The sequence below is a fragment of the Halobellus ruber genome (assembly GCF_014212355.1).
Lineage (GTDB): Archaea > Halobacteriota > Halobacteria > Halobacteriales > Haloferacaceae > Haloquadratum > Haloquadratum rubrum.
Genome location: NZ_JACKXD010000003.1, coordinates 42,516 through 63,048, shown reverse-complemented (window position 1 = coordinate 63,048; position 20,533 = coordinate 42,516). Strand labels below are relative to the sequence as shown.

Annotated in this window: 23 protein-coding genes and 1 pseudogene; 10 read left to right on the top strand and 14 right to left on the bottom strand. The window is 67.8% G+C overall.

The window, feature by feature from the left end:
- Window positions 1-67: 67 nt before the first annotated feature.
- The gene (locus tag H5V44_RS08795; protein ID WP_185192765.1) at window positions 68-520 is read right to left on the bottom strand and encodes a hypothetical protein; all 453 of its coding nucleotides are present in this window, start codon (window positions 518-520) and stop codon (window positions 68-70) included.
- A gap of 214 nt (window positions 521-734) precedes the next feature.
- On the opposite strand from H5V44_RS08795, the gene H5V44_RS08790 reads away from it, so the two are divergent.
- Together H5V44_RS08790 and H5V44_RS08785 are read left to right on the top strand one after the other, a co-directional pair.
- Window positions 735-1,241 carry an amidohydrolase family protein gene (locus H5V44_RS08790; protein WP_343067728.1) on the top strand — a complete coding sequence of 169 codons (507 nt, stop codon included), beginning with the start codon at window positions 735-737 and terminating at the stop codon, window positions 1,239-1,241.
- Window positions 1,242-1,247: 6 nt separating this feature from the next.
- On the top strand, window positions 1,248-1,631 hold the full coding sequence (locus H5V44_RS08785) for a Rieske (2Fe-2S) protein (RefSeq protein ID WP_185192763.1): 384 nt from the start codon (window positions 1,248-1,250) through the stop codon (window positions 1,629-1,631).
- Between the two features lie 3 nt (window positions 1,632-1,634).
- Here the strand turns inward: H5V44_RS08785 and H5V44_RS08780 are convergent, their stop codons facing one another.
- The 6 genes from H5V44_RS08780 to H5V44_RS08755 form a co-directional block, all read right to left on the bottom strand.
- Complete coding sequence (locus H5V44_RS08780; RefSeq protein WP_185192762.1) at window positions 1,635-2,105, bottom strand: MaoC family dehydratase; 471 nt, start codon at window positions 2,103-2,105, stop codon at window positions 1,635-1,637.
- A gap of 1 nt (window position 2,106) precedes the next feature.
- Window positions 2,107-2,799 carry an ATP-binding cassette domain-containing protein gene (locus tag H5V44_RS08775; RefSeq protein ID WP_185192761.1) on the bottom strand — a complete coding sequence of 231 codons (693 nt, stop codon included), beginning with the start codon at window positions 2,797-2,799 and terminating at the stop codon, window positions 2,107-2,109.
- Complete coding sequence (locus tag H5V44_RS08770) at window positions 2,796-3,524, bottom strand: ABC transporter ATP-binding protein (protein ID WP_185192760.1); 729 nt, start codon at window positions 3,522-3,524, stop codon at window positions 2,796-2,798. The genes H5V44_RS08775 and H5V44_RS08770 overlap by 4 nt, the downstream gene beginning before the upstream one ends.
- A 62-nt stretch (window positions 3,525-3,586) precedes the next feature.
- Window positions 3,587-4,603, bottom strand: coding sequence for an ABC transporter permease subunit (locus H5V44_RS08765; protein WP_185192759.1), 1,017 nt, complete (start codon window positions 4,601-4,603; stop codon window positions 3,587-3,589).
- Window positions 4,600-5,463: a branched-chain amino acid ABC transporter permease gene (locus H5V44_RS08760; protein ID WP_185192758.1), complete on the bottom strand. Its 864-nt coding sequence runs from the start codon at window positions 5,461-5,463 to the stop codon at window positions 4,600-4,602. The genes H5V44_RS08765 and H5V44_RS08760 overlap by 4 nt, the downstream gene beginning before the upstream one ends.
- Before the next feature lie 126 nt (window positions 5,464-5,589).
- The gene (locus H5V44_RS08755) at window positions 5,590-6,888 is read right to left on the bottom strand and encodes an ABC transporter substrate-binding protein (RefSeq protein WP_246403875.1); all 1,299 of its coding nucleotides are present in this window, start codon (window positions 6,886-6,888) and stop codon (window positions 5,590-5,592) included.
- Between the two features lie 135 nt (window positions 6,889-7,023).
- On the opposite strand from H5V44_RS08755, the gene H5V44_RS08750 reads away from it, so the two are divergent.
- Window positions 7,024-8,664, top strand: coding sequence for an acyl-CoA synthetase (locus H5V44_RS08750; protein WP_185192757.1), 1,641 nt, complete (start codon window positions 7,024-7,026; stop codon window positions 8,662-8,664).
- Between the two features lie 124 nt (window positions 8,665-8,788).
- Here H5V44_RS08750 and H5V44_RS08745 read toward each other — a convergent pair whose 3' ends face one another.
- The gene (locus tag H5V44_RS08745) at window positions 8,789-10,222 is read right to left on the bottom strand and encodes a zinc ribbon domain-containing protein (RefSeq protein WP_185192756.1); all 1,434 of its coding nucleotides are present in this window, start codon (window positions 10,220-10,222) and stop codon (window positions 8,789-8,791) included.
- Window positions 10,219-11,397 (bottom strand): thiolase C-terminal domain-containing protein, encoded by a 1,179-nt coding sequence (locus H5V44_RS08740; protein ID WP_185192755.1) that lies wholly within the window; start codon window positions 11,395-11,397, stop codon window positions 10,219-10,221. Before H5V44_RS08740 ends, H5V44_RS08745 begins: the two co-directional genes overlap by 4 nt.
- Before the next feature lie 77 nt (window positions 11,398-11,474).
- On the opposite strand from H5V44_RS08740, the gene H5V44_RS08735 reads away from it, so the two are divergent.
- Window positions 11,475-12,242, top strand: a complete 768-nt coding sequence (locus H5V44_RS08735; protein WP_185192754.1) for an enoyl-CoA hydratase/isomerase family protein — start codon at window positions 11,475-11,477, stop codon at window positions 12,240-12,242.
- Between the two features lie 74 nt (window positions 12,243-12,316).
- Window positions 12,317-13,734 (top strand): annotated as a pseudogene (locus tag H5V44_RS08730) (aldehyde dehydrogenase family protein).
- Window positions 13,735-13,828: 94 nt separating this feature from the next.
- On the opposite strand, the gene H5V44_RS08725 reads toward H5V44_RS08730, so the two are convergent.
- The 5 genes from H5V44_RS08725 to H5V44_RS08705 form a co-directional block, all read right to left on the bottom strand.
- The gene (locus tag H5V44_RS08725; protein WP_185192753.1) at window positions 13,829-14,665 is read right to left on the bottom strand and encodes an enoyl-CoA hydratase/isomerase family protein; all 837 of its coding nucleotides are present in this window, start codon (window positions 14,663-14,665) and stop codon (window positions 13,829-13,831) included.
- A gap of 135 nt (window positions 14,666-14,800) precedes the next feature.
- A complete protein-coding gene (locus H5V44_RS08720; protein ID WP_185192752.1) occupies window positions 14,801-15,601 on the bottom strand; it encodes an enoyl-CoA hydratase/isomerase family protein in 801 nt (266 codons plus the stop codon).
- Window positions 15,598-16,479, bottom strand: coding sequence for a 3-hydroxyacyl-CoA dehydrogenase family protein (locus H5V44_RS08715; RefSeq protein ID WP_185192751.1), 882 nt, complete (start codon window positions 16,477-16,479; stop codon window positions 15,598-15,600). The genes H5V44_RS08720 and H5V44_RS08715 overlap by 4 nt, the downstream gene beginning before the upstream one ends.
- A 464-nt stretch (window positions 16,480-16,943) precedes the next feature.
- A complete protein-coding gene (locus tag H5V44_RS08710) occupies window positions 16,944-17,228 on the bottom strand; it encodes a 2Fe-2S iron-sulfur cluster-binding protein (RefSeq protein WP_185192750.1) in 285 nt (94 codons plus the stop codon).
- Window position 17,229: 1 nt separating this feature from the next.
- Window positions 17,230-17,715: a GNAT family N-acetyltransferase gene (locus tag H5V44_RS08705; RefSeq protein ID WP_185192749.1), complete on the bottom strand. Its 486-nt coding sequence runs from the start codon at window positions 17,713-17,715 to the stop codon at window positions 17,230-17,232.
- Window positions 17,716-17,890: 175 nt separating this feature from the next.
- On the opposite strand from H5V44_RS08705, the gene H5V44_RS08700 reads away from it, so the two are divergent.
- From H5V44_RS08700 to H5V44_RS08680, 5 genes are read left to right on the top strand one after another with little or no spacing between them, the layout of a single operon-like run.
- Window positions 17,891-18,811 carry a 1,2-phenylacetyl-CoA epoxidase subunit PaaC gene (locus H5V44_RS08700; RefSeq protein WP_246403874.1) on the top strand — a complete coding sequence of 307 codons (921 nt, stop codon included), beginning with the start codon at window positions 17,891-17,893 and terminating at the stop codon, window positions 18,809-18,811.
- Between the two features lies 1 nt (window position 18,812).
- Window positions 18,813-19,187: a metal-sulfur cluster assembly factor gene (locus tag H5V44_RS08695; protein WP_185192748.1), complete on the top strand. Its 375-nt coding sequence runs from the start codon at window positions 18,813-18,815 to the stop codon at window positions 19,185-19,187.
- Window positions 19,184-19,387 (top strand): phenylacetic acid degradation PaaB family protein, encoded by a 204-nt coding sequence (locus tag H5V44_RS08690; RefSeq protein ID WP_185192747.1) that lies wholly within the window; start codon window positions 19,184-19,186, stop codon window positions 19,385-19,387. The genes H5V44_RS08695 and H5V44_RS08690 overlap by 4 nt, the downstream gene beginning before the upstream one ends.
- The gene (locus H5V44_RS08685; RefSeq protein WP_185192746.1) at window positions 19,384-20,157 is read left to right on the top strand and encodes a Phenylacetic acid catabolic protein; all 774 of its coding nucleotides are present in this window, start codon (window positions 19,384-19,386) and stop codon (window positions 20,155-20,157) included. The genes H5V44_RS08690 and H5V44_RS08685 overlap by 4 nt, the downstream gene beginning before the upstream one ends.
- Window positions 20,154-20,396: a PaaD-like zinc ribbon domain-containing protein gene (locus H5V44_RS08680; protein ID WP_185193284.1), complete on the top strand. Its 243-nt coding sequence runs from the start codon at window positions 20,154-20,156 to the stop codon at window positions 20,394-20,396. The genes H5V44_RS08685 and H5V44_RS08680 overlap by 4 nt, the downstream gene beginning before the upstream one ends.
- The last annotated feature ends 137 nt before the right edge of the window (window positions 20,397-20,533 follow it).

Below are 20,533 nucleotides of genomic sequence, written 5' to 3'. Positions count from 1 at the left end.
GACAGCGTAATCGGAGCGTCCCGGCGGATGGCCGTTCCTAACGGCGCCGACGCCCGGCGTAGCAGGGCTACGCACGGACGAACGCGTACGCGAACGGCACCAGAACGACGCCGACGCCGATGGTCGACAGCGTGAGCAACTGTGCCCCGAGGTAGAAGACGGCCGACCCGATCAGCGCCCCCACGGAAAGCGGCAGTCCGAGCGTGAAAAGCAGCACCAACCCGGGCGATTCGGCGGCGTCGTCGGTGTAAACGGAGATCACGCCCGACAGGAGAAACAGGTGGATGAAGATCGGAACCGTCGCGAGCGCGGCGTACCCCACGTCGACCCACCGTGGCGATACCGTCGTCGACAGCGCGAACTGCCGGAGCGTCGCCACCGCGGTGAGGTAGAACTCCCCGACGCCCTGGACGACGGCGTCCACCGCGCCCGCCGGCGCGCCGGACGTCGTCGCGACGATGATCGACACTCCCACGAACCCCCACGCCATCAGCCACAGGGCCGCTGCGACGAGTATCATACGGTGGCAACCCGACGGGTGGATAAAAAACGCTCCGACCGGGGCCGCACACGGACGCTGTCGGCTGCGGCGGGGCCGCCCCTCCGGCGGACTCCGACCCGACCCATCGACCGTCGCCTGCGCGCCAAATAGTAAGAAATCAGTTATAACCGGTATTTTTCCTTAACCAATTTATACCGTCTAGAAAGCGAACAAAAACGATACAACTCTATTTATAACTATCGTATTATATTCCGAAGATACGAACGAGTCGCGACTCCCGGTCCGTGCTCGTACGCCGTACACTCCCCCGGCAACACGATTTATGCGCGGAGTCTTCGACGAGTACCCCGACCTGAACGTGGTGTTCCAGGAGGCGGGCCACTGGTGGGTGCCGTTCCTCCGGTACCGGATGGACGAGTTCTACGAGATGCACCCCGAGGACGTGAAGATCACCCCCCGGAAGCACGCCGCCGGCGAGGAGTACCTCGACCGGACTCCCAGCGCGTACCTCGACGACAACGTCTACCTCTGTACCCAGCCCTTTGCGATGCCCCGCAACGCGGGCGAGGCCGAGTCGATGCTGGAGTTGAGCCACGCCGAGCAGCTGTTCACCTACTCCAGCGACTGGCCCCACCAGACGCTCGACCCGCCGACGTGGTTCTACACCTCGCGGGCGTTCGACGACGACACCAGAGAGGCCATCCTCCACGGCAACGCCGAGGAGATCCTCGACGTCTGACCCACAATGAGCACGCACCCAGCACGCGACGACGACTTCGTGAAAGTCGCAACGGCCGAGGCGATCGACGCCGGTTCCGGGATCGCGGTCGACGTCGGCGGGATCGAGATCGCGGTGTTCAACGTCGACGGGGAGTTTTACGCCATCTCGAACCGGTGTGCCCACCAGCAGGCCCCGCTGTGTAAGGCTGGCGAGGCGAAGCTCAACGCCGACGACACCTGGACCTCGACCCGCGGCGGCGTGAACGAGGCGGCGTGTACCGTCTCCTGCCCGTGGCACCTCTGGGAGTGGGACCTCGAGACCGGCGAGCACGCGGTGTCGGGCAAGCGGATCGCGACCTTCGACTGTGAGGTCGCAGACGGCGACATCTACGTCGACGCGCCGGGGTAGCGCCTACTCGTCGAACGGCCACTTGTCGCTGCCGGCGCGGGTGAGGATGATGTTCGTCGAGTCCCAGAACAGCACCTCCTCGCCCTCGCCGTTCTCGGCGTGGAGTTCGATGTCGACGTACCCCCGGTCGTCCCGGCTCCCGGAGGCGTGGGTCTCGGGGATCTCGACCGACGCGGAGACGGTGTCGCCCGGACGGACCGGACTCGGCCACCGGAGTTCGTCAAGCCCGAACGACCCCACCGACGCGGTGCCGTTGAGGAACCCCTCGGTCAGGAGCGCCATACACGATCCGGCCGTGTGCCACCCGCTGGCGATGAGGCCGCCGAACATCGTCCGCGCTGCGGCGTCGGGATCGACGTGGATCGGCTGGGGATCGTACCGGCGGGCGAACTCGATCAGTTCCTCGCGGTCGGCGGTGTAGGAACCGAGGTCGTGGGTCTCGCCCGCGTCGATGTCCTCGAAGTACCGGCCCATCTCAGAGGTACGCCTCCTTGACGTGGTCGCTCTCCAGCAGGCCCGTTCCCGTGTCCTCGCGGACGACGCGGCCGTTCTCAAGCAGGTACGCCCGCTGGGCCATCTTCAGCGCGCGGTTGACGTGCTGTTCGATCAACAGGACAGTGATCTCCTCGCTGATCGCCTCGATCTTCTCGAACACCCGGTCGGTGATCTGCGGCGCCAGCCCTTCGGAGGGCTCGTCCAAGGCGAGGATCTTCGGCTGGGCCATCAGCCCGCGGCCGATCGCGAGCATCTGCTGTTGGCCCCCGCTCATCGACGTCGCCAACTGATCGGATCGCTCCTCGAGGATCGGGAACAGCTCGTAGACCTCCCGTATCGTGTCTTCGAGGCCGTCGCGGTGGGTGTACGCCCCCATCTCCAGGTTCTCGCGGACGGTCATATCCCCGAAGAGGTTCCGCTCCTCGGAGACGTGGACGAACCCCCGCTCGACGATGTCGGTCGGGTCCAGGTCGGCGGCATCGGACCCCCAGACGGTCACGCGACCGTCGTCGACCGGGTGGAGGCCGGACATCACTTTCAGCAGCGTCGACTTCCCGGCGCCGTTGGGGCCGACGATCGAGACCACGGCGTCGTCCTCGGAAACGTGGAGGTCGAGATCCCAGATGACCTGGATGTTGCCGTAGGAGACGTCGATGCCGTCGAGTTCGATCACGATTCCTCGGCCCCTAAGTACGCCTCGGTGACCGCCTCGTTGTTCCTGATCTCCTCGGGGGCTCCCTCCGCGATCTTCCGGCCGTTCTTGAGGACGATGATCCGATCTGCGGTCCCCAAGATCGCGTCCATAATGTGCTCGATCCAGAACACCGAGACGTCGCGGTCGTCGCGGAGCCGCCGGATCGTGTCCGATAGCTCCTCGATCTCGCCGGGGGTGAGCCCGCTCGCGATCTCGTCCAACAGGACGAGATCCGGATCCGACGCGACGGTCCGCGCCAACTCCAGCTGTTTCTGCTGGGCGATCGGAAGGTTACGCGCCTCCATCTCGGCTTTGTCCTCCAAGCCGACGAACGCGAGCGCCTCCCGGCCGCGTCGCTCGGCTTCCGCCTGGGAGATCGACTCGTCGGTGCCGAACAGGGCGCCGGCGGCGGCGTTCTCCAGCACCGTCATCTCCCCGAACACCCGGACGATCTGGAAGGTGCGGAGGACCCCCGACCTGGCGATCTCGTGGGTATCGAGCGCGAGGAGGTCCTCGCCGTTGAACGTGATTTCCGACCCCTTTTCGGGGTCGAGAACCCCGGTGATGGTGTTGAAAAGCGTCGTCTTCCCCGCGCCGTTGGGACCGATGAGCCCCACGATCTCGCCGCGGTCGATCTCGAAGTCCACCCCGTCGACCGCGACGAGGCCCCCGAACTTCTTGCTGACGTTCGCGGCCTCGAGCATTGGTTGCTGGATACAGGCTGCCGTCGGGTAATAACGGTTTTGTCTCGGCGAGGGCGATCGCGTCAGTCCGCCTCGGTCTCCACGGGCTGTCCACCGCTGCCGCCGCCCGGCAGGACGTCGTCGTCAAGAACGTCCCGGACGGTGACGATAACCCCGCTCCGGAAGTACAGGAACAACACGATCAGGAGGGCACCGAAAATCGCGGCCCGCCAGTTGGCCGCGTAGTTACTCAGCGCGGCCTCGATGGCTTCTACGACGACCGCGCCGACGATCGGGCCGTAGGTCTGACGGATTCCGCCGACGATCAGTACCACCAGCGCGATCACGTCGACCGCCAGGAAGGTGAAGATCGAGGGCGTGATGTAGGTCGCTTCCCGAGCCAGCAGGGTGCCGGCGATCCCGATGATGACGCCCGCGACGAACCCGGCGATGGTTTTGTACCGGACCACGTCGATCCCGATCGACTCCGCGGCGGTCTCGTCTTCGCGGATCGCCTCGAACGCCATTCCGTACTTCGAGTTGATCAGCCAGATGTACAGCACCATCCCGGCGATCAGGAACGCCAGAATCACGTAATAGAGGACCACCGGCGTCGGGACGCCGGCCGTCTCGGCAACTCCCGAAAGCGAGAACAGTTCGTAGGGGAAGCCGGTCGACCCGCCGGTGAGGTCCCTGGCGCCGACGAACACCTCCGTGAAGACCAACTGGAGGTTCAGGGTGAGAATGGAGATCAGGATGACCGTGAACCGGCGACGGGCTGAGATCCAGCTGACCGACAGCGCGATCCCGCCGCACAGTAGTGCCGCGACCGGGAGCGCCAGCCACGCGGTCACGCCGACGGTGTCGGCGACCAACGCGGTCGTGTACGCCCCGATTCCGCCGAGTCCGCCCATAAACAGAAACAGCTGGTCGTTGTGGCCGAAGACGATGTTGAGCGCGAGCGCGAACAGCGCGAACAGCAGGACCCGCGAGAGCACGCCGATGTAGTACCCGCTGCCGGCCACGGGGATCGGCGCGACGGCGAACAGCACAGCGACGAGCGCGAGCGTCCGAGCGCCCGGGAGGGTGTCCGTGTTCACGACGACATCACCTCCGGACGGAAGAGCAGGAACACGATCGCTGCGCCGAAGAGGATGACCGTCGCGACGTAGGACCCGACGAAGAAGCTCGCGAACGTGTTCACCAGCCCCAGAAGGGCACCGGCGATCACCGCCCCGACGAGGCTCCTGACGCCGCCGACGATCGAGACGATGAGCGCGAAGGTGGTGAACTGGAAGGCGTTACCGACGCCGACGTTCGATCGGGCCGCGACGAGGAGTCCCGCAAGCCCCGCGACTACGGCCGAGAGGACGAACACCAGCGTCCGGATCTTCCGGGGATCGATCCCGACGAGCTGGGCACCCCGTTCGTCCTGGAAGATCGTCCGGGTCGCCTTCCCGAGGAACGTCCGGTTGAGAAAGGCAAACAGGACGAGGAGCACGACCGACGCGACGGCGATCGAGACCACCGAGGTCCCGGTCACGAGCGCCGCGCCGACGTTGACCGGTGGGACGTCGAGCGGCAGGGAGTACCGCGAGGAGACGAAGTTCACCAGCACGCCCTCCAGCAGCACCGCCAGCCCGAGCGTCGTGAAGATACCGAGCAGGATGCGTTCCTCACCCTCGGAGCGATACACCAGCGAGAGCAACGTCCGATCGACTACCAGCCCGAAAACCCCGACCAGCCCGAGCCCAGCCAGTGCCGCGACCGGGAGCGCAACGCCTCCATCCACCAGTAGCGACGCGGAGATGGCCGCGATGACGGCAAAGGCCCCGATCGCCAGGTTCAGCACCTCGCCGAGCCCGTAGACCAGCGTGATCCCGACCCCGAGCAGCGCCAGGGAGGCCCCGAACGCGAGCCCGTCGACCGTGATCGCCGCCAGCGTGCTGACTGATACCATCTACTTACTCCCACTCATAGGGGACGATGACCTATATTTTACGACTTGTGCGGTTCGGAACCGACGCGACGCCGGGTGGCTACCGGCTCGAAAAGGCGGACGGGTGGGTCCGGCTGTCGGCCGCGCTTACTCGGCGGCGGCGATCGCCGGCAGCGGGTCCGTGCGGAAGACTTCCTCGTAGCTGTAGTTGCCGTCGGGGTAGTACGACGGTGCGTCCAGCGAGATCGAGCTGTACAGCTGGATCTGGTTCTCGAGTTCCCCGGAGTCGGCGTACTGGATCGGGTTCGCGAACAGCGTGTCGAACTCGATCGCCCGCGTGGCCTCGGTGATCGCCTGCGGGTCGGCCTCGCCGGCGTCCTCGATGGCTTGGGCGATGAGCTGAGCGGTGACGTAGCCGTAGGCGGTGTGGGTGTTGAACTGGGCGCCGTTGGCCTCGGCGAACCGGGTTGCCACCTCGGCGAACTCGTCGCTGTAGGGGTCCGAGAGGTGCACGTGGGTGAACCCGCGGTTGGCGTTCTCGCCGAGCGCCGACCGGATGACGTTCGGCGGGAACGACGGCCCGGTGACGACGTCGGGTGAGCGTCCCAACTCGTAGAGCTGCCCGGTGATCGACAGCGATCCTGGCGGGTGCCCGCTTGCGATCACCATCTCGACGTCCTCTGATATCTGCCGGACGTACGAGGAGAAGTCGCTCTGTGAGACCGGCGCGACCTGGATATTGACGTCGATGTCGAAGTTGTTCTGGATCCCCGACTGCATCGACCGCCCCCACGCGTAGTCGCCGACGATCGCGGCGACGTTCTCGTAGCCGCGGTCCGCAGCGAGCCCTGCCTGCGCCTGCGCCGTCGGCGTCGCGGGCACGAGCCCCACTCGGAAGGAGTGCCGCGTCTCAGGGGTGATGGTGTCGTTCGAGCCGGCCATGTGCATGAACATCGGGATACCGAGCTCCTGGGCGGTCCGGGAGGTCCGGATCCCGACGTCGGAACTCACCGGACCCGTCGCGGCCGCGATGCCGTCCTGCTCGGCGAACCGCTCGAAGATCGACGCCGCCTCCGCGGGGTCGCTCGCGGAGTCGGCCTCGACGATATTCAGCTCGCGGCCGTCGAGGACGCCGCCGTTGCTGTTGATCTCCTGGACTCCGAACGCCAGCCCCGCGGAGTGGGTCTGTCCCCACGGCGCGAAGTTCCCCGAGAGCGGCTGGACGGATCCGATGTTGATCGCCCCGGAGCCGCCGTCGTCCGAACCGGACGTCGTCGTCATCTCGCCGCCGTCGCCGCCGGAGTCACCGCCGCCGTCGCCGCCGGAGTCCCCGCCGTCGTCGGAGCCACCGCCCCCGCCGCTCGAACAGCCGGCGATCAATCCGATCCCGGCCGTACCGCCGGTTGCCTTGAGAAACGTCCGCCTGTTGACTACTTTCCGTGGCATTATAATCATCATTCACATTGGTTCGGTATTTGAATGTGCCGGTTTCCCGTAGACGTAGCCGGTTTCGGGTTCCTAACCAGGCTCTTAGGCGACCGCAAGCTATTTTATAATAAATCCTGATATCCGAGACAAGCTATGCAGGAGAACGTACCGGAGTCGTACCTCCCCGACGACGGCCCGCAGCTCATCCACCCGCTGCCCGAACTCCACTACCCCGAGGAGATCAACGTCGCGACCCGACTCGTCGACAGACACGTCGAGGAGGGCCGCGGCGACAACGTCGCCATCCGGTTCGGCGACGCGGAGATCACCTACGCGGAGCTCCGGACGCGGGTAAACCGGCTGGGGAACGCCCTCAAAGAGCGGGGCGTCGAACCGGGCGACCGCGTGGTCGTCCGCTTTACCAACCGGCCGGAAGCGGTCGTTTCGTGTCTGGCCGCCCAGAAGATCGGCGCGGTGGCGCTGCCGTCGATGAAGCTCTTGCGCGCGAAGGAACTCGTCCACATCATCAACAACGCGGAGGCGTCGACGGTGATCGTCTACGACGACCTCCTCGACGAGATCGACGAGGCGCTTCCGGATCTCGACACCGTCGACGACGTGATCGTGGTCCAGCGCCACGGGATCGAGCACGACCACGCCGACTACGACGATCTGACCGCGGCGGCCGACGACGACCTCGACGCCCACCCCACGACCCGCGACGACCTGGCGCTGATGCTCTACACCTCCGGGACCACCGGCCAGCCCAAGGGCGCGACCCACACGCACCGGCAGGTGCTCGCGACCGCCGACAGCTACGCGAACTACTGTCTGAACGCCGCCGAGGACGACGTCTTCGGCGGCAACCCGCCGCTGCCCTTCGCCTACGGCTACGGCGACCTGCTCACGTTCCCGCTCCGGGTCGGCGCAACCACCAGCCTCGTCGAGAACGCCGGGCCGGGCGACCTGCTCGAAGCCATCGAGAACCACGGCATCACGGTCCTGTGTTCGATCCCGACCGCGTTCAACCAGATGCTCTCGAAGTTCCCCGACGGCCACGAGAACTACGACACCGACTCGCTGCGGCTGGCGGTGAGCGCTGGGGAACCGCTGACCCACAACACCTTCAACCGGTTCAAGGACGCCTACGGGGTGGAGATCTACGACGGCATCGGCACCACGGAGATGCTTCACATCTTCGTGAGCCACCGCGAGGGCCAGGAGATCGACCCCGGCGCGACCGGCTACCCGGTCCCGGGCTACGAGTGTAAGGTGATCGACCCCGACACCGGCGAGGAGGTGCCGCGCGGGGAGGCCGGACTGCTCGCGGTCCGCGGTCCGACCGGCATCTCCTACTGGGACCGCCCCGACAAGCAGGCGGAGGCGTTAGTCGACGGGTGGAGCCTCCCGGGCGACATCTACGTCCACCGCGAGGACGACCGCCTCGAGTACAAGTCCCGCGAGGACGACCTCATCATCTCCAGCGGATACAACATCCCCGGCCCCGAGGTCGAGGCCGTCATCGAGGAGCGCGAGGAGGTCTCGGAGGTCGCGGTCATCGGCGCGCCCGACGAGGAGCGCGGCCAGATCGTGAAGGCGTTCGTCGTCCCCATAGCGGACGCCAAGGCCGGCGAGGACCTCACCGAGACGATCCAGACCCACGTCAAGAACACGCTGGCGCCGTACAAGTACCCCCGCGCGGTGGAGTACGTCGACGAGCTTCCGCGGACGGAGACGGGGAAGATCCAGCGCGTGAAGCTCCGGGAGCGCGAACGCGACCAGCACGAGGACTGAGCTCCACGGACCCGTCTCAAGACCGGCGCCTCTGCGGCAACGAGGCCGAAGACGCGGCCCCTCCCGACGGTGGAGGTATCATCAGCCACCGTGCGTCCGAAGCTCAGCCACGCGATCGACCGTCCTATTCGGGCACGAACTTCAGCCCGTATCGCGTGACGCCCTCGACGCTGTAGATCCGCCGGAGGTGCCCCGCCACCCCGTCACCGACCGACACCGACTCGGGATCGCAGTCGGTCAACTGCGCGGGGAACCGGGCGCTGCCGTCGCCGTCGGTCGCCGGGGCCTCGACGATCGCGACCGCGAACGGCCCGTCGCGGCGCTGCTGTTCGACGAACTCCGGGGGCGCGCCGCCCTGGCCGATCACGGTGACCGCGACCACCTCGCCGGTCCGAGAGAGGGTCGTCGGCTCGAACTCCGCCCGGGCGCCGCAGTCGTGACAGGCGCCCTCCGGCGGGAACGCGACGGCACCGCACTCGGTGCACCGGCCGGCGACCAGGCGGTAGCGTTGCGGGATCGTCCGCTGCCACGACGGGAGGCTGACGTGGGCGCCGCCGCCCGCGACCTCGGTCTCCCCGATCGTGCCGCGGGCCCGCAGCGCTGCCGGGTACGAGACCCCCTCGCCCGCCTCGATCGCGTTCTCGACGCCGGTCTCGGGCGAGTTCTCCACCCCGAACCCGAGGCCGACGGCCGTCGCGCCGCTCCCGAAGAACCCCGCGACGACCGTCGATCCCGCCTCGACGCGCTCCAGCGCCGCGAGCAACCCGACCGCAACCGTTGCGGCCCCCGCGTCGCCGACGTCGTCGACGACGGTCCCCCGAGCGATGGCGGCGCCGTCGTACGGCAACGCTTTCCCGATCCGATGGGGGATGTCGCCGGTCGGCTGGTGGAGGCTCGCGGCGTCGACCGCGTCGTGGTCGAGTTCCAGCCGATCGAGGGCCGTCGCGACCACGTCGCGTGTCGTCTCCCGCTCATAGGTCGTGATGTCGAGTTCCGAGACGTCGGTTCCGCCGCGCTCTCGGAGCCGCAGGCCCGGGGCGTCACGGGACTCCCGGGCCTCGGCGGCGACCACCACGTCGGCGCCGTCTTCGACGAGGAACGCGGCCGCGCCGGCGCCGACGCGCCGGCCGACCTCGGCGGCGTCGCCACTGGGGGCGTCGGCGACGACGACCAGGGCGGGGCCGTCGCTGTCGACGCCCGAGCACAGCGCCTCGCCGCCGGCGGCGGTGCTCCGACTCGCGGTCGACGTGGGGATCCCGGAGCGGAGGCCGAGTGCCGCGGCGATCCGCGGCGCGAACGCCTCCTCTTCGAGGGGCGGCGTGGTCGTCGCGACCGCGAGGTGGGCAACGGCGTCGGCGCCGCGGTCCCACCCGCCGAGCGCGTCGCGGCCGGCGGCGACGGCCATCGTGAGCGCGTCCTCGTCGGCCGCCGGCACCGCCGCGCGGTCGACCGGGGCGGAGGTACCCCACGCGGACTCGATCTCGTCGCCGTCGAGGCGCTGGCGGGGCAGGTACAGCCCGGTCGCAACGATCCCGCGTTGATTCTCCGTACCGCTCATAGTTCACCCTCCGCGACCCGCTCGAACACGTGGACCGTCACGCCGCCGCCCGAGCCGCCGACGTTGTGCGCCAGCCCGACCTCGGGGTCGTCGATCTGGACGTGGGCGTCGCCGCGGAGTTGCGCGAAGACCTCGACGACCTGGCCGGTTCCGGTCGCGCCGATCGGGTGGCCCTTCGATTTCAATCCGCCGGACGTGTTCACCGGGAGGTCGCCGTCGGGGTCGGTGACACCCTTCCGGAGGAGGTCGGGCGCCTCCCCGCGGTCACAGAAGCCGAGGTCCTCGTAGGCGGCGAGTTCCGCGATCGCGAAGCAGTCGTGGACCTCCGCGAAATCGAGGTCCTCGGGGTCGATCCCCGCCTCCTCGTAGGCGCGGTCGGCGGCCGTCCCCGAGGCCGGGATCCCCGTCAGGGTGTCCCGCTGGAACAGTCCAACTCGGCCCGAGGCCGCACCCGCCCCGGACACCCGGACCGGGGCGTCGGAGAGATCGGCGGCGACGTCCTCGCTCGCGACGAGGACGGCGCTGGCGCCGTCGGTGGTGGGACAGCAGTGATAGAGGTTCAGCGGCGCGGCCACGTCGGGGGCGTTCATGGCGTCGTCCATCGTACATTCGAACCCGAGCTGTGCGTGGGGGTTCTTCGCGCCGTTGCCGTGGTTCTTGACCGCCACCCTGGAGAGGTCCTCGACGGTGGCGTCGTCGTGTTCGCGAAGGTACGCGCTCGCCATCTGTGCGTACACGCCCGCGAAGGTGGTGCCCGAGAGCCGCTCCCACTCCGTCTCGCCGCTGACGCCCAGCCACCACTTGGTGTGGTCGCCGCTCATATCCGTCATCACCTCGTAGCCGCCCGCGAGCACGAGGTCGGCCATCCCGGAGCGGACCGCCATCACGGCCTGTCGGAGCGCGTAGCCCGACGCCGCACACGCGTTCTCGACCCGCGTGGTGGGGATGCCGTGGAGCCCCAGGTGTTCGGTCACGGCGGGGCCGCTCAATCCGAGTTGCCGCCCGCCGACGCCGAGGGTGCCGAGGAACGCCTCGTCGACGTCGTCGGGGTCGAAGTCGCCGTCGACGGTCCCGACGGCCTCGTCGAAGGCGTCGTCGAACAGCGACCGGTAGGATCGGTCCGGAAAGGAACCGAAGTCGGACTGCCCCGCGCCGACGATATACGCATCGGTCATACGCGAACCCCGGCGACGAGCGACTAAAAGGTACGTGCTTCGGATGGATTTATGTCGACACCACGGCGACTCGGGCTATGGTACGAGTCGAGATCGACGGTCGCGTCCACACGATCGCGTTCGACCGGCCCGAGGCGAAGAACGCCCTCACCGCCGACGCGGCAACCGAACTCGTCGACGCGCTGGAAGCGGCGGCGGACGCCGGCGCCCGCGCCGTCGTCCTCACCGGCGACGGCGACGCGTTCTGTGCCGGCGGCGACATCGAGGCGATGGCCGCCCGCGACGAGACGCCCGGGGAGGCCCACGACCGCGTCCGCGAGACGCTCACCGCGTTGATCGAGACGCTTCTCACCCTGCCGCTGCCGGTGCTCGCGAAGGTGAACGGCGACGCCGTGGGCGCCGGCACGAACGTCGCCGCCGCCTGCGACTTCGCGTACGCCGTCGAGGACGCCCGGTTCGGCGAGGTGTTCGGTAACGTGGGGCTGATCCCCGATTCCGGCGGGACGTTCATCCTCCCCGCCTTGGTCGGGCTCCGGACGGCGAAGGAGCTCACGATGACCGGCCGGCTGTTCGACGCGCCCGAGGCCGCGGAGATGGACCTGATCAACCGAGCCCTCCCGGCCGACGACCTCGACAGCGAGGTCGCGGATCTGCTTGCGACGCTCGATCGGAAGCCCACGGAGACGCTCGGACTCACGAAGCGCGGGCTCCACGAGAACATCGGCCGGCCGTTCCGGGACGCCTTGGAGCGGGAGGCGTACCTTCAGGTGCTGGCGTACGGCAGCGACGCCCACGAAACCGGGGTCGAGGCGTTCGGAAACGACGACCGCCCCGATTTCGAGTAGCCGACACCGACTCGGCGCCCCGAGTAGGAGCCGGATACCACCGTTTTTGATCGCCCGACGGCTCCACCGCGTGTATGAGCTACGCGGGCCCGACAGCCCTGTACGTCGACGGCGAGTGGATCGAATCGACCGACGGCGGCACCATCGAAACCGAGGATCCGGCGACCGAGCAGCGGTACGCGACCGTCGCCTGCGCCACCGAAGCGGACGTGTCCGCGGCGGTTGAGGCCGCGGCCGCCGACCGCGACGCGGCGTGGCGGAGCGCCGACCCCAAAGGAGCGCGCGGCGATGCTGGGGGCGATGGCCGACGAGATTGAGGCGATGGCCGACGAGATCGTGCTGGTCGAGTCCCACGACAACGGCAAGACGCCGTTCGAGGCGCAACTCGACGTGGAGATGGTGATCGACACGTTCCGGTACTACGCGGGGTGGGCAGACAAGCTGAACGGCGAGACCGTCCCGGTGCCCGGCGATCGGCTCGATTACACCCTCCGGGAGCCGCTGGGGGTCACCGCACACATCGCCCCGTGGAACTACCCGTTCCAACTCGCCGGCCGGAGCCTCGCGGCGGCGCTTGCCTGTGGCAACACCGCGGTGGTCAAGCCCTCGAAGACGACCCCGCTGTCGGCGCTGTACTACGGGAAGGCCGCCGAGGCGGCGGGACTGCCCGACGGCGTCGTCAACGTCGTCCCCGGCCGCGGGTCGGAGGCCGGGAGCGCGCTGGTCGACCACCCCGACGTCGACCACGTCGCGTTCACCGGCAGCACCGGCGTCGGCAAGAAAATTATGCGCGGCGCCGCCGACAACGTGACCCTCGAACTCGGCGGGAAGGGGCCGAACGTCGTGTTCCCCGACGCCGACCTCGACGCCGCCGCGAAGGGGCGGGATCTTCATGAACTGCGGACAGATGTGCTGGGCGGGCTCCCGGCTGCTCGTCCACGAGGACGTCCGCGACGAGGTCGTCGACAGGGTGGTCGAACGCGCCGAGGCGACGCCGCCGGGAAGCGGCATCGACGACGACGGCCGGATGGGCCCGGCGGTGAGCGAGTCCCACCGCGAGGAGGTTCTTGACTACATCGAGACCGGTATCGAGGAGGGGGCGACCCTCGCGACGGGCGGATCGATCCCCGACGACGCGGAACGGGGCTACTTCATCGAGCCGACGGTCTTCACCGACGTCGACAACGGGATGACGATCGCCCGCGAGGAGATCTTCGGGCCGGTGCTGTCGGTGATCGAGTTCTCCGAGTTCGCGGAGGCGATGGCGATCGCCAACGACTCGCCGTTCGGCCTGAGCGCCGGCGTCTGGACAACCGACCTCTCGACGGCTCACGACGCCGCGAGCCGGCTGGAGTACGGGATGGTCAGCGTCAACGAGTACCCGCAGACGCCGTTCGGGGGCGTCAAGGAGAGCGGGCTCGGCCGGGAACAGGGCACCGAGGCGGTCCGGGAGTACACCCGCTCGAAGACCGTCAACCTGAATCTGGGCTGAGCGGTCGAGACGGGACTCGACAGAACCCGTCGGCGGCGGGCCGCTTGTCGATCGTTCGACCCATCGAAAAATCCGAACGGACGCGGGATGCGGCTTACTCGTCGGAGCCGGGTTCCTTGTCGCCGAGTTCGACGCCGAGGAAGTCGGGGTCGCGCTTGTTGAGGAACGCGTCGACGCCCTCCTCGGCGATGTCGGAGCCCAGCAGCTGGTTCTGGAGCTCGCGTTCGTGTGCGAGGGCGTCCCACAGCGGGAGTTCCAGGCCCTCGTTGACCGCGAGCTTGTTGTGGCCGACCGCGCCGGCGGGCTTCTCGACGATCATCTCCGCGAACTCGAAGACGGCGTCCTCCAGCTCCTCCGGCGGGTGGATCTCGTCGAAGATCCCCTTCTCGGTGGCCTCCGCGGGGGTGAGCTCCTCGCCGGTGACCATCAGGCGCAGCGCCTCCGAGCGGTCGATGTAGCGGGGGAGCAGTTGGGTCCCGGCCTCGCCGGCGATGAGGCCGAGGTGGATCTCGGGCATCCCCACGCGGTAGTCGTCGTCGTCGCCGACGAACCGGAAGTCACACGCAAGCGCCAGTTCGAGGCCGCCGCCCATACAGTGGCCGTCGACGGCGGCCAAAAAGAGGGTATCCGTCGACCGCATCTTCATAATGATCTCCTTTGAGGTCTGGCTGGCGTAGCCGGTCCGTTCGCCGGTCTCCTCTTGAAGGGCGTTGATGTCGTAGCCGGTCGAGAAGACGTCGTCGTTCGCGCTGCCGAAGACGCAGACGCGTACTTCGTCGTCGAACCGAACGCCCTCGACGGCCCGCTGGAGTTCCAGCAGAACGTCGATGTTGTGTGCGTTCACCGGCGGTCGGTCGATGCGCAGGATCCCGATGTGGTCGCGCGTCTCCGTCCGGAAGTATTCGAGGTCGAGTTCGTCGAACGATTTCATTACGTCCGTGGGAACCCTGCCGCGTTACAAATAGCTTGTGAATGTCCGGCTGCGACCGACGAACGCGGGCGGGACCGGGCGGCTCAGCGGTTCGGCCCCACGGGATCCGAACAGCGGGGTCGGCGTAGCCACTCCCTACCGACCCTGCCACTCGGGCTCCCGATCCTGGAAGAACGCGTCGATCCCCTCGTTTTTGTCCTCGGTGGCGAACAGCTGGACGAAGAGTTGCGCCTCGTAGTCGATCCCCTCGTCGAGGCCCGTCCGCGAGGCCGCGCGGACGCTCTCCTTCGCGAACTCCAGCGCCAGCGGGCTCTTCTCGGCGATCGCGCCCGCGAGCTCCGCGACGCGATCGTCGAACGTCTCGGGGTCACACACCTCCGCTACGAGCCCGATGTCGGCGGCCTCGGCGGCGTCGATCAGTTCCCCCGAGAGGATCAACCGCATCGCCCGGCCCTCGCCGATCAGCCGCGGGAGCCGCTGTGTGCCGCCGCCGCCCGGGATGAGCCCCAGGTTGATCTCCGGTTGCCCGAGCTTGCCGCCCGCCTCCGCGATCCGGATGTCGCAAGCGGTCGCGAGTTCCAGGCCGCCGCCGAGGGCGTGGCCGTTGACCGCGGCGATCACCGGCGTGGCGAGTCCGTCGACGACCTCGTAGACGCGGGGGCGGGCGCTGGCCTCGCGCTGTGCCAGCAGGTCGCGGTCGCGGAGTTCGGTCACGTCCGCGCCCGCGACGAAGGCGTTGCACTCCTCGGAGCCGGTGAGGACGATCACCCGCGCCTCCGAGTCCTCGATCGCGGGTAGTGCGGCCTTCAGCTCCGACCGGACGGTCGCGTTCAGCGCGTTCCGGTCGTCGGGGCGGTCGATCGTGACCGTCGCGACACCGCCCTCGCGACCGACCCGAATCGACTCGAAGGACTCGGCGAAGACGTCGTCGCTCATCGGTCCCACGCCCCGCTCATCGCGACGGCCTCGCCGTCCTCCCAGACGTAGAACCCCTCGCCGGACTTCCTCCCGAGCTTTCCGGCCCGGACCTTCCGCTTGAGCAACTGCGGCGGTTTGAACCGCTCGCCGAGTTCGGTGCGGAGGTACTCCAGGATGTCGAGGCGGACGTCCAGCCCGACGACGTCGGTGAGTTCGAGCGGCCCCATCGGGTGGTTGTATCCGAGCTCCATCGCGTTGTCGATGTCGCGGGGGGAGGCCACTCCCTCCTCGACCATCCGCACTGCCTCGACGCCGAGGGCGACCCCGAGCCTGGAGGAGGCAAAACCCGGCACGTCGCGAACGACGACCGGGGTCTTGTCGATCCCCTCCACGAACTCGATCCCGAACGCCCGGGTCGACTCGTCGGTGCGCTCGCCCACGACGACCTCGACCAGCGACATAATGTGAACCGGGTTGAAGAAGTGGAGCCCGATCAGGTTCCCCGGTCGTTCCAGGCTGCTCGCGAGTTCCGTCACCGACAGCGACGAGGTGTTCGTCGCCAGGACGGCGTCCCCGTCCGCCACGTCCTCGGCGTCGGTGAGGACGTCCGTCTTGATGTCGAGATCTTCCGGGACCGCCTCGGCGACGAGGTCCGCGCCCCCGACCGCGGTCGCAAGGTCGGTCTCGCCGGTGATCCTGCCGAGGGTCGCCGCCTTCTCCGCCTCGGTGACCTTCCCGCGTTCGACGCCGCCGTCGAGGTTCGAGCGGATCGCGTCGATCCCCTCCTCGACGATCCCCGACTCGATGTCCCGGAGCGTCACCTCGTGACCCGCCATCGCGCTTACCTGCGCGATGCCGTGGCCCATCGTGCCGGCTCCGAGCACTGTAACGTGCATACGCCGACCGACACCGGGCGGAGACTTAAGCTTTGTAGAAGCGCTGCACACCAAAACCCACAGTACTGCAGCGAGGTCCCGGATCAGTGGGCGTGCGACCCCGCCGGCCGATAGCCGTGCGACCCGATCCCGCCGCCGCGTCTGAGTGCCACGACGGCGTATACATTTCTGTATACAGCGTCGAAACTCACATTCTGCAGGGTCAATCAGGAACGATGGCTCGCTGGAAATCACAAGCGTACACGCGTGATACCGTTCTGTTTCGACTTCCAGAGCCGACCGCTGCCGCCGAAACGTCCGGTGTATACGTGTACGTATACAGCAGCGTAACCGGATCAGGTCCCGGCGGCACTCCGCCGGTCTACGCCCACCGGACACTCGCTGGCGGGCCGCTGGCTCGGAGTCCGACCTGTCGAGTGGTGTTATCGCCGGCAAACGAACGGATGCGTTCGATCGACGCCCGGTTACGGGCTCTCGTTCGAACGGAGCTTCAGGTCCGACCGCGGCTTCGCGACGCAGGTGAGGACGTATCCCTCCTCCTTTTCGCCGCCCGAGAGGAACATCGCCTCGACCTGGTCGGTCTCGCCTTCCTCGACGCGGAGCGCCGAACAGACCCCGCAGACGCCCATCCGACACTGATACGGGAGATCGACCCCCACTTCCTCGGCGGCCTCCAGGATGGGCTGGTCTTCGGGCACCCGGATGGTGCGGCCCTTGTCGACGAACTCGACTTCGTAGGTCTCGACCATGTTAGAGTCGCTGTTCGTAGACGTATTCAACCGGCTCGAGCCCGTGGGATTCGAGCATCGCCGCGGCGTCCTCCTCGCCGGCGAGGACGTCGATGCGGTAGAAGCCGACGTCGCGTGGCTCCTCGGTGAACCACTCGGCGGCGGCGTCCAGCAGGCGGCTCGCGATCCCCTTCCGGCGGTGCTCCTCGCGCACGTACATTCCGTTGATGTAGCCGTGGTTCGCCAGCCGGAAGATGGGGTGATCGCCCATCACCCGGGCCTCGAGGACGCCCAGGAACTCGTCGTTCTCGTCGTCCTCGGCGAGCAGGACCGTCCCGTACTTCGAGTCGACGAGTTGGTTCTCGAAGTACTGCAGCCACCGCTCGTCGGCCTGGTCCGAGTGCTCGTACCGCTCGTCGAACTGCGAGAGGTACGCGGTGAACCCGTGCCAGAGCTCCAGGATCTCCTCGCCGTCGGCTTCTGTGGCGTGGCGCGTTCGGATACCCATACACACCGTACCGGACCGGGTCGTCTAAAAGATTCGCGTTACGAACGGGGGCCGGTAGGCGGCGATCGCACCCTCAAACGCGGGTTGTCCCCACGCGGCATGTTTGGCGTTGTCACCCCGCCACAACGGTTAATATGGTAGAGTCGAACCCTTCGGGTACGGAGACTGATTCGCTATGCCAACAGAGAAACGATTCAAAGAGCAGCTACAGAACGGGCGGATGATCGAGGACGAGTCGGAGATGACCGACGGCTACAAGGAAGCCCTGAAGGGAACCCTGCTGGTCTCCGCCGACACCGAGCTGATGAGCGCCCCGGCGTACTACGAGCAGTCGATGAACGCGCCGACGCTCGACGCCCGGGCCTCGTGTGTGAGCGTGATCCAGGACGAGCTCGGCCACGGCCACATCGCCTACCGCCTGCTCGAGGACCTCGGCGAGGACCGCGAGGAGCTGCTGTACGAGCGTGAACCCTACGAGTTCCGCAACACCTACGGCTTCGACCAGCCGCTGGAGACGTTCGCGGAGCTGGTCTGCTCCCACGGGATGTTCGACCGCGCCGGGATGGTCCTCCTGAGCGACATCGAGGAGCACACCTCCTACGCCCCCTGGAAGCGCGCGCTCCGGAAGGTCGGCAAGGAAGAGCAGTTCCACCTCCGCCACGGCGAGACCTGGATGCGCCGGCTGACCAACAAATCCGAGAAGACCAAAGGGAAGGTCCAGGACGCCGTCGACTGGATGTTCCCGATGGGCGTCGAGTGGTTCGGGCTCCCGGACAGCCAGAAGCGCAACACCGACCAGCTCGACTACCGTATCAAGGGCAAGACCAACGACGAGCTCCGCCAGGAGTGGATGAGCCACGTCGTGCCGCTCGCCAACGAGTTGGATCTCGAGGTGCCCGCTCACTACGACGACGACTCCGACGAGTACGTTCTCGAGTACGACGCCCCCGTCGCGTTCGACGCCGCCAACAAGGAGTGGCGCTTCGAGGAGCCGATCGGCTGGGACGACGTCCTCGACCGCTGGCGGGACCGCGGCCCGGCCAACGAGAAACACGTCAACCTCATCCAGTCCGGCACGCTCGAAGCGGGGGTCTGATATGAGCGTCAACGCCGCGGAGGCAACCGCCGCGGGGGCTCACGCCCGCCCGAGCGAGGACGCCGACGAGTTCGAGCGCGAACTCTGGGCCACCCTCGATACCGTCCCGGACCCGCACATCCCGGTCAGCTTAGTCGAGATGGCAATGATCTACGACGTCGACGCCGACGACGGCGACGTGACGGTCACGATGACCTTCCCGTGTATGGGCTGTCCCGCCTACGATATGATCAAAGACGACGTGCGCGCGGCCCTACGGACGGTCCGCGGCGTCTCCGGCGTCGACATCGAGGTGACGTGGGACCCCGTCTGGTCGAAGGACATGCTCACCGACAACGCCAGAGAGGAGCTCCGCGAGGCCGGCATCAGCCTATGAAGTACCACGTGTTCACCCGGATCAACGCCGGCGACGACCTGATGCACGTCGGGACGGTCCAGGCCGATTCCGACCGGCTCGCGCGGATCTACGCCCACCGGACCTACGACGAGGAGGACTGGGACTTCATCGGCGTCGTCCGCGAGGAGAACCTCATCGAGGTCGAGGAACGGCCCATCCCGGGCGGGAGGTCCCGATGAGCGACGCCGACGGATGGCCGGACGCGGCCGTCGACTACGTCCAGGCGATCGCCGACACCAAGCTGCTTCTCGGCCAGCGCTACGGCGAGTGGATGCTGAAGGGCCCCAACCTCGAGGACGACATCTCGGGGGCCAGCAACGCCCAAGACGAGATCGGGCAGGTGCGACAGCTGTTCCGGCTGCTCAAACGGCAGGGCGTCGACGACGAGTGGCTCGAATCCGAGCGCGACCCAGCGGAGTACGCCAACGCCGCGACGCTGGACACGGAGGCGGCAGCGTGGCCCACGTTCATCGTCCAGGCCGCGCTCACCGACCGGGCGGCGTGGCTGTTGCTCGACGCCATCGACCACGACGACTTCACCGGGATGGTCCAGAAGATGGGCGAAGACGAGTACTTCCACCTCGAGCACCACGACGGCCGGCTGGAGACGCTCGCTCGGGACCAGCCTGCGGCCGTCGAGGCCGCCCTCGAGGAGTACTTCCCGCAGATCCTGGGGTTCGTCGGGCCGGCAGCCTACGACGCGGAGTCGGACCCGCTCGTCGAGGCGGGCTTCACCGACCGCCCGGCCGCGGAGATCCGCCGGGCGCTCACCGACCACTACGAGGACCTCTTCGCGGGCACGGAGGTGTCGGTGCCGCCGCTCGACGACGGCGTCCCCGACCCCGACGAGTGGGACGAGCAGCGCCGCCGCGTCGGCGACGGTCACGTCGATCCCGACGTGGTCGACCAACTGCAGGGCGTCTCCAACCGGGAGTACGTGATCGCATGAGTTCGTCGAACACACCCCCCGAGCCGGACGCCGGCGCCGCAGTCGACGGCGACCGCGAGGACCCGCCGGAGGCGGTCTGTCCGTTCTGCGGCTCGGACGACTCCGAACTCGAATCCACGTTCGGGTCGGAGGTCTCGAAGAGCCAGTACTACTGCAACAACTGCCATACGGTCTTCGAGCGGATCAAATACGACGGCGCGACGCCGCCGACGGGACGCGAGGGCGACGGGTCACGCTGACAACGTTTCTTTTTATTGAGGTGTAGTTAGCGGCGGATCCGTGAGGGAGGCTGCAGAGATGCCCTCGGAAGCCCCCGCGCTCTCGACGGGCGAGACGACGTAAGGACCGCAGGCCGAAGGCCGAGGACCGCAGCGAG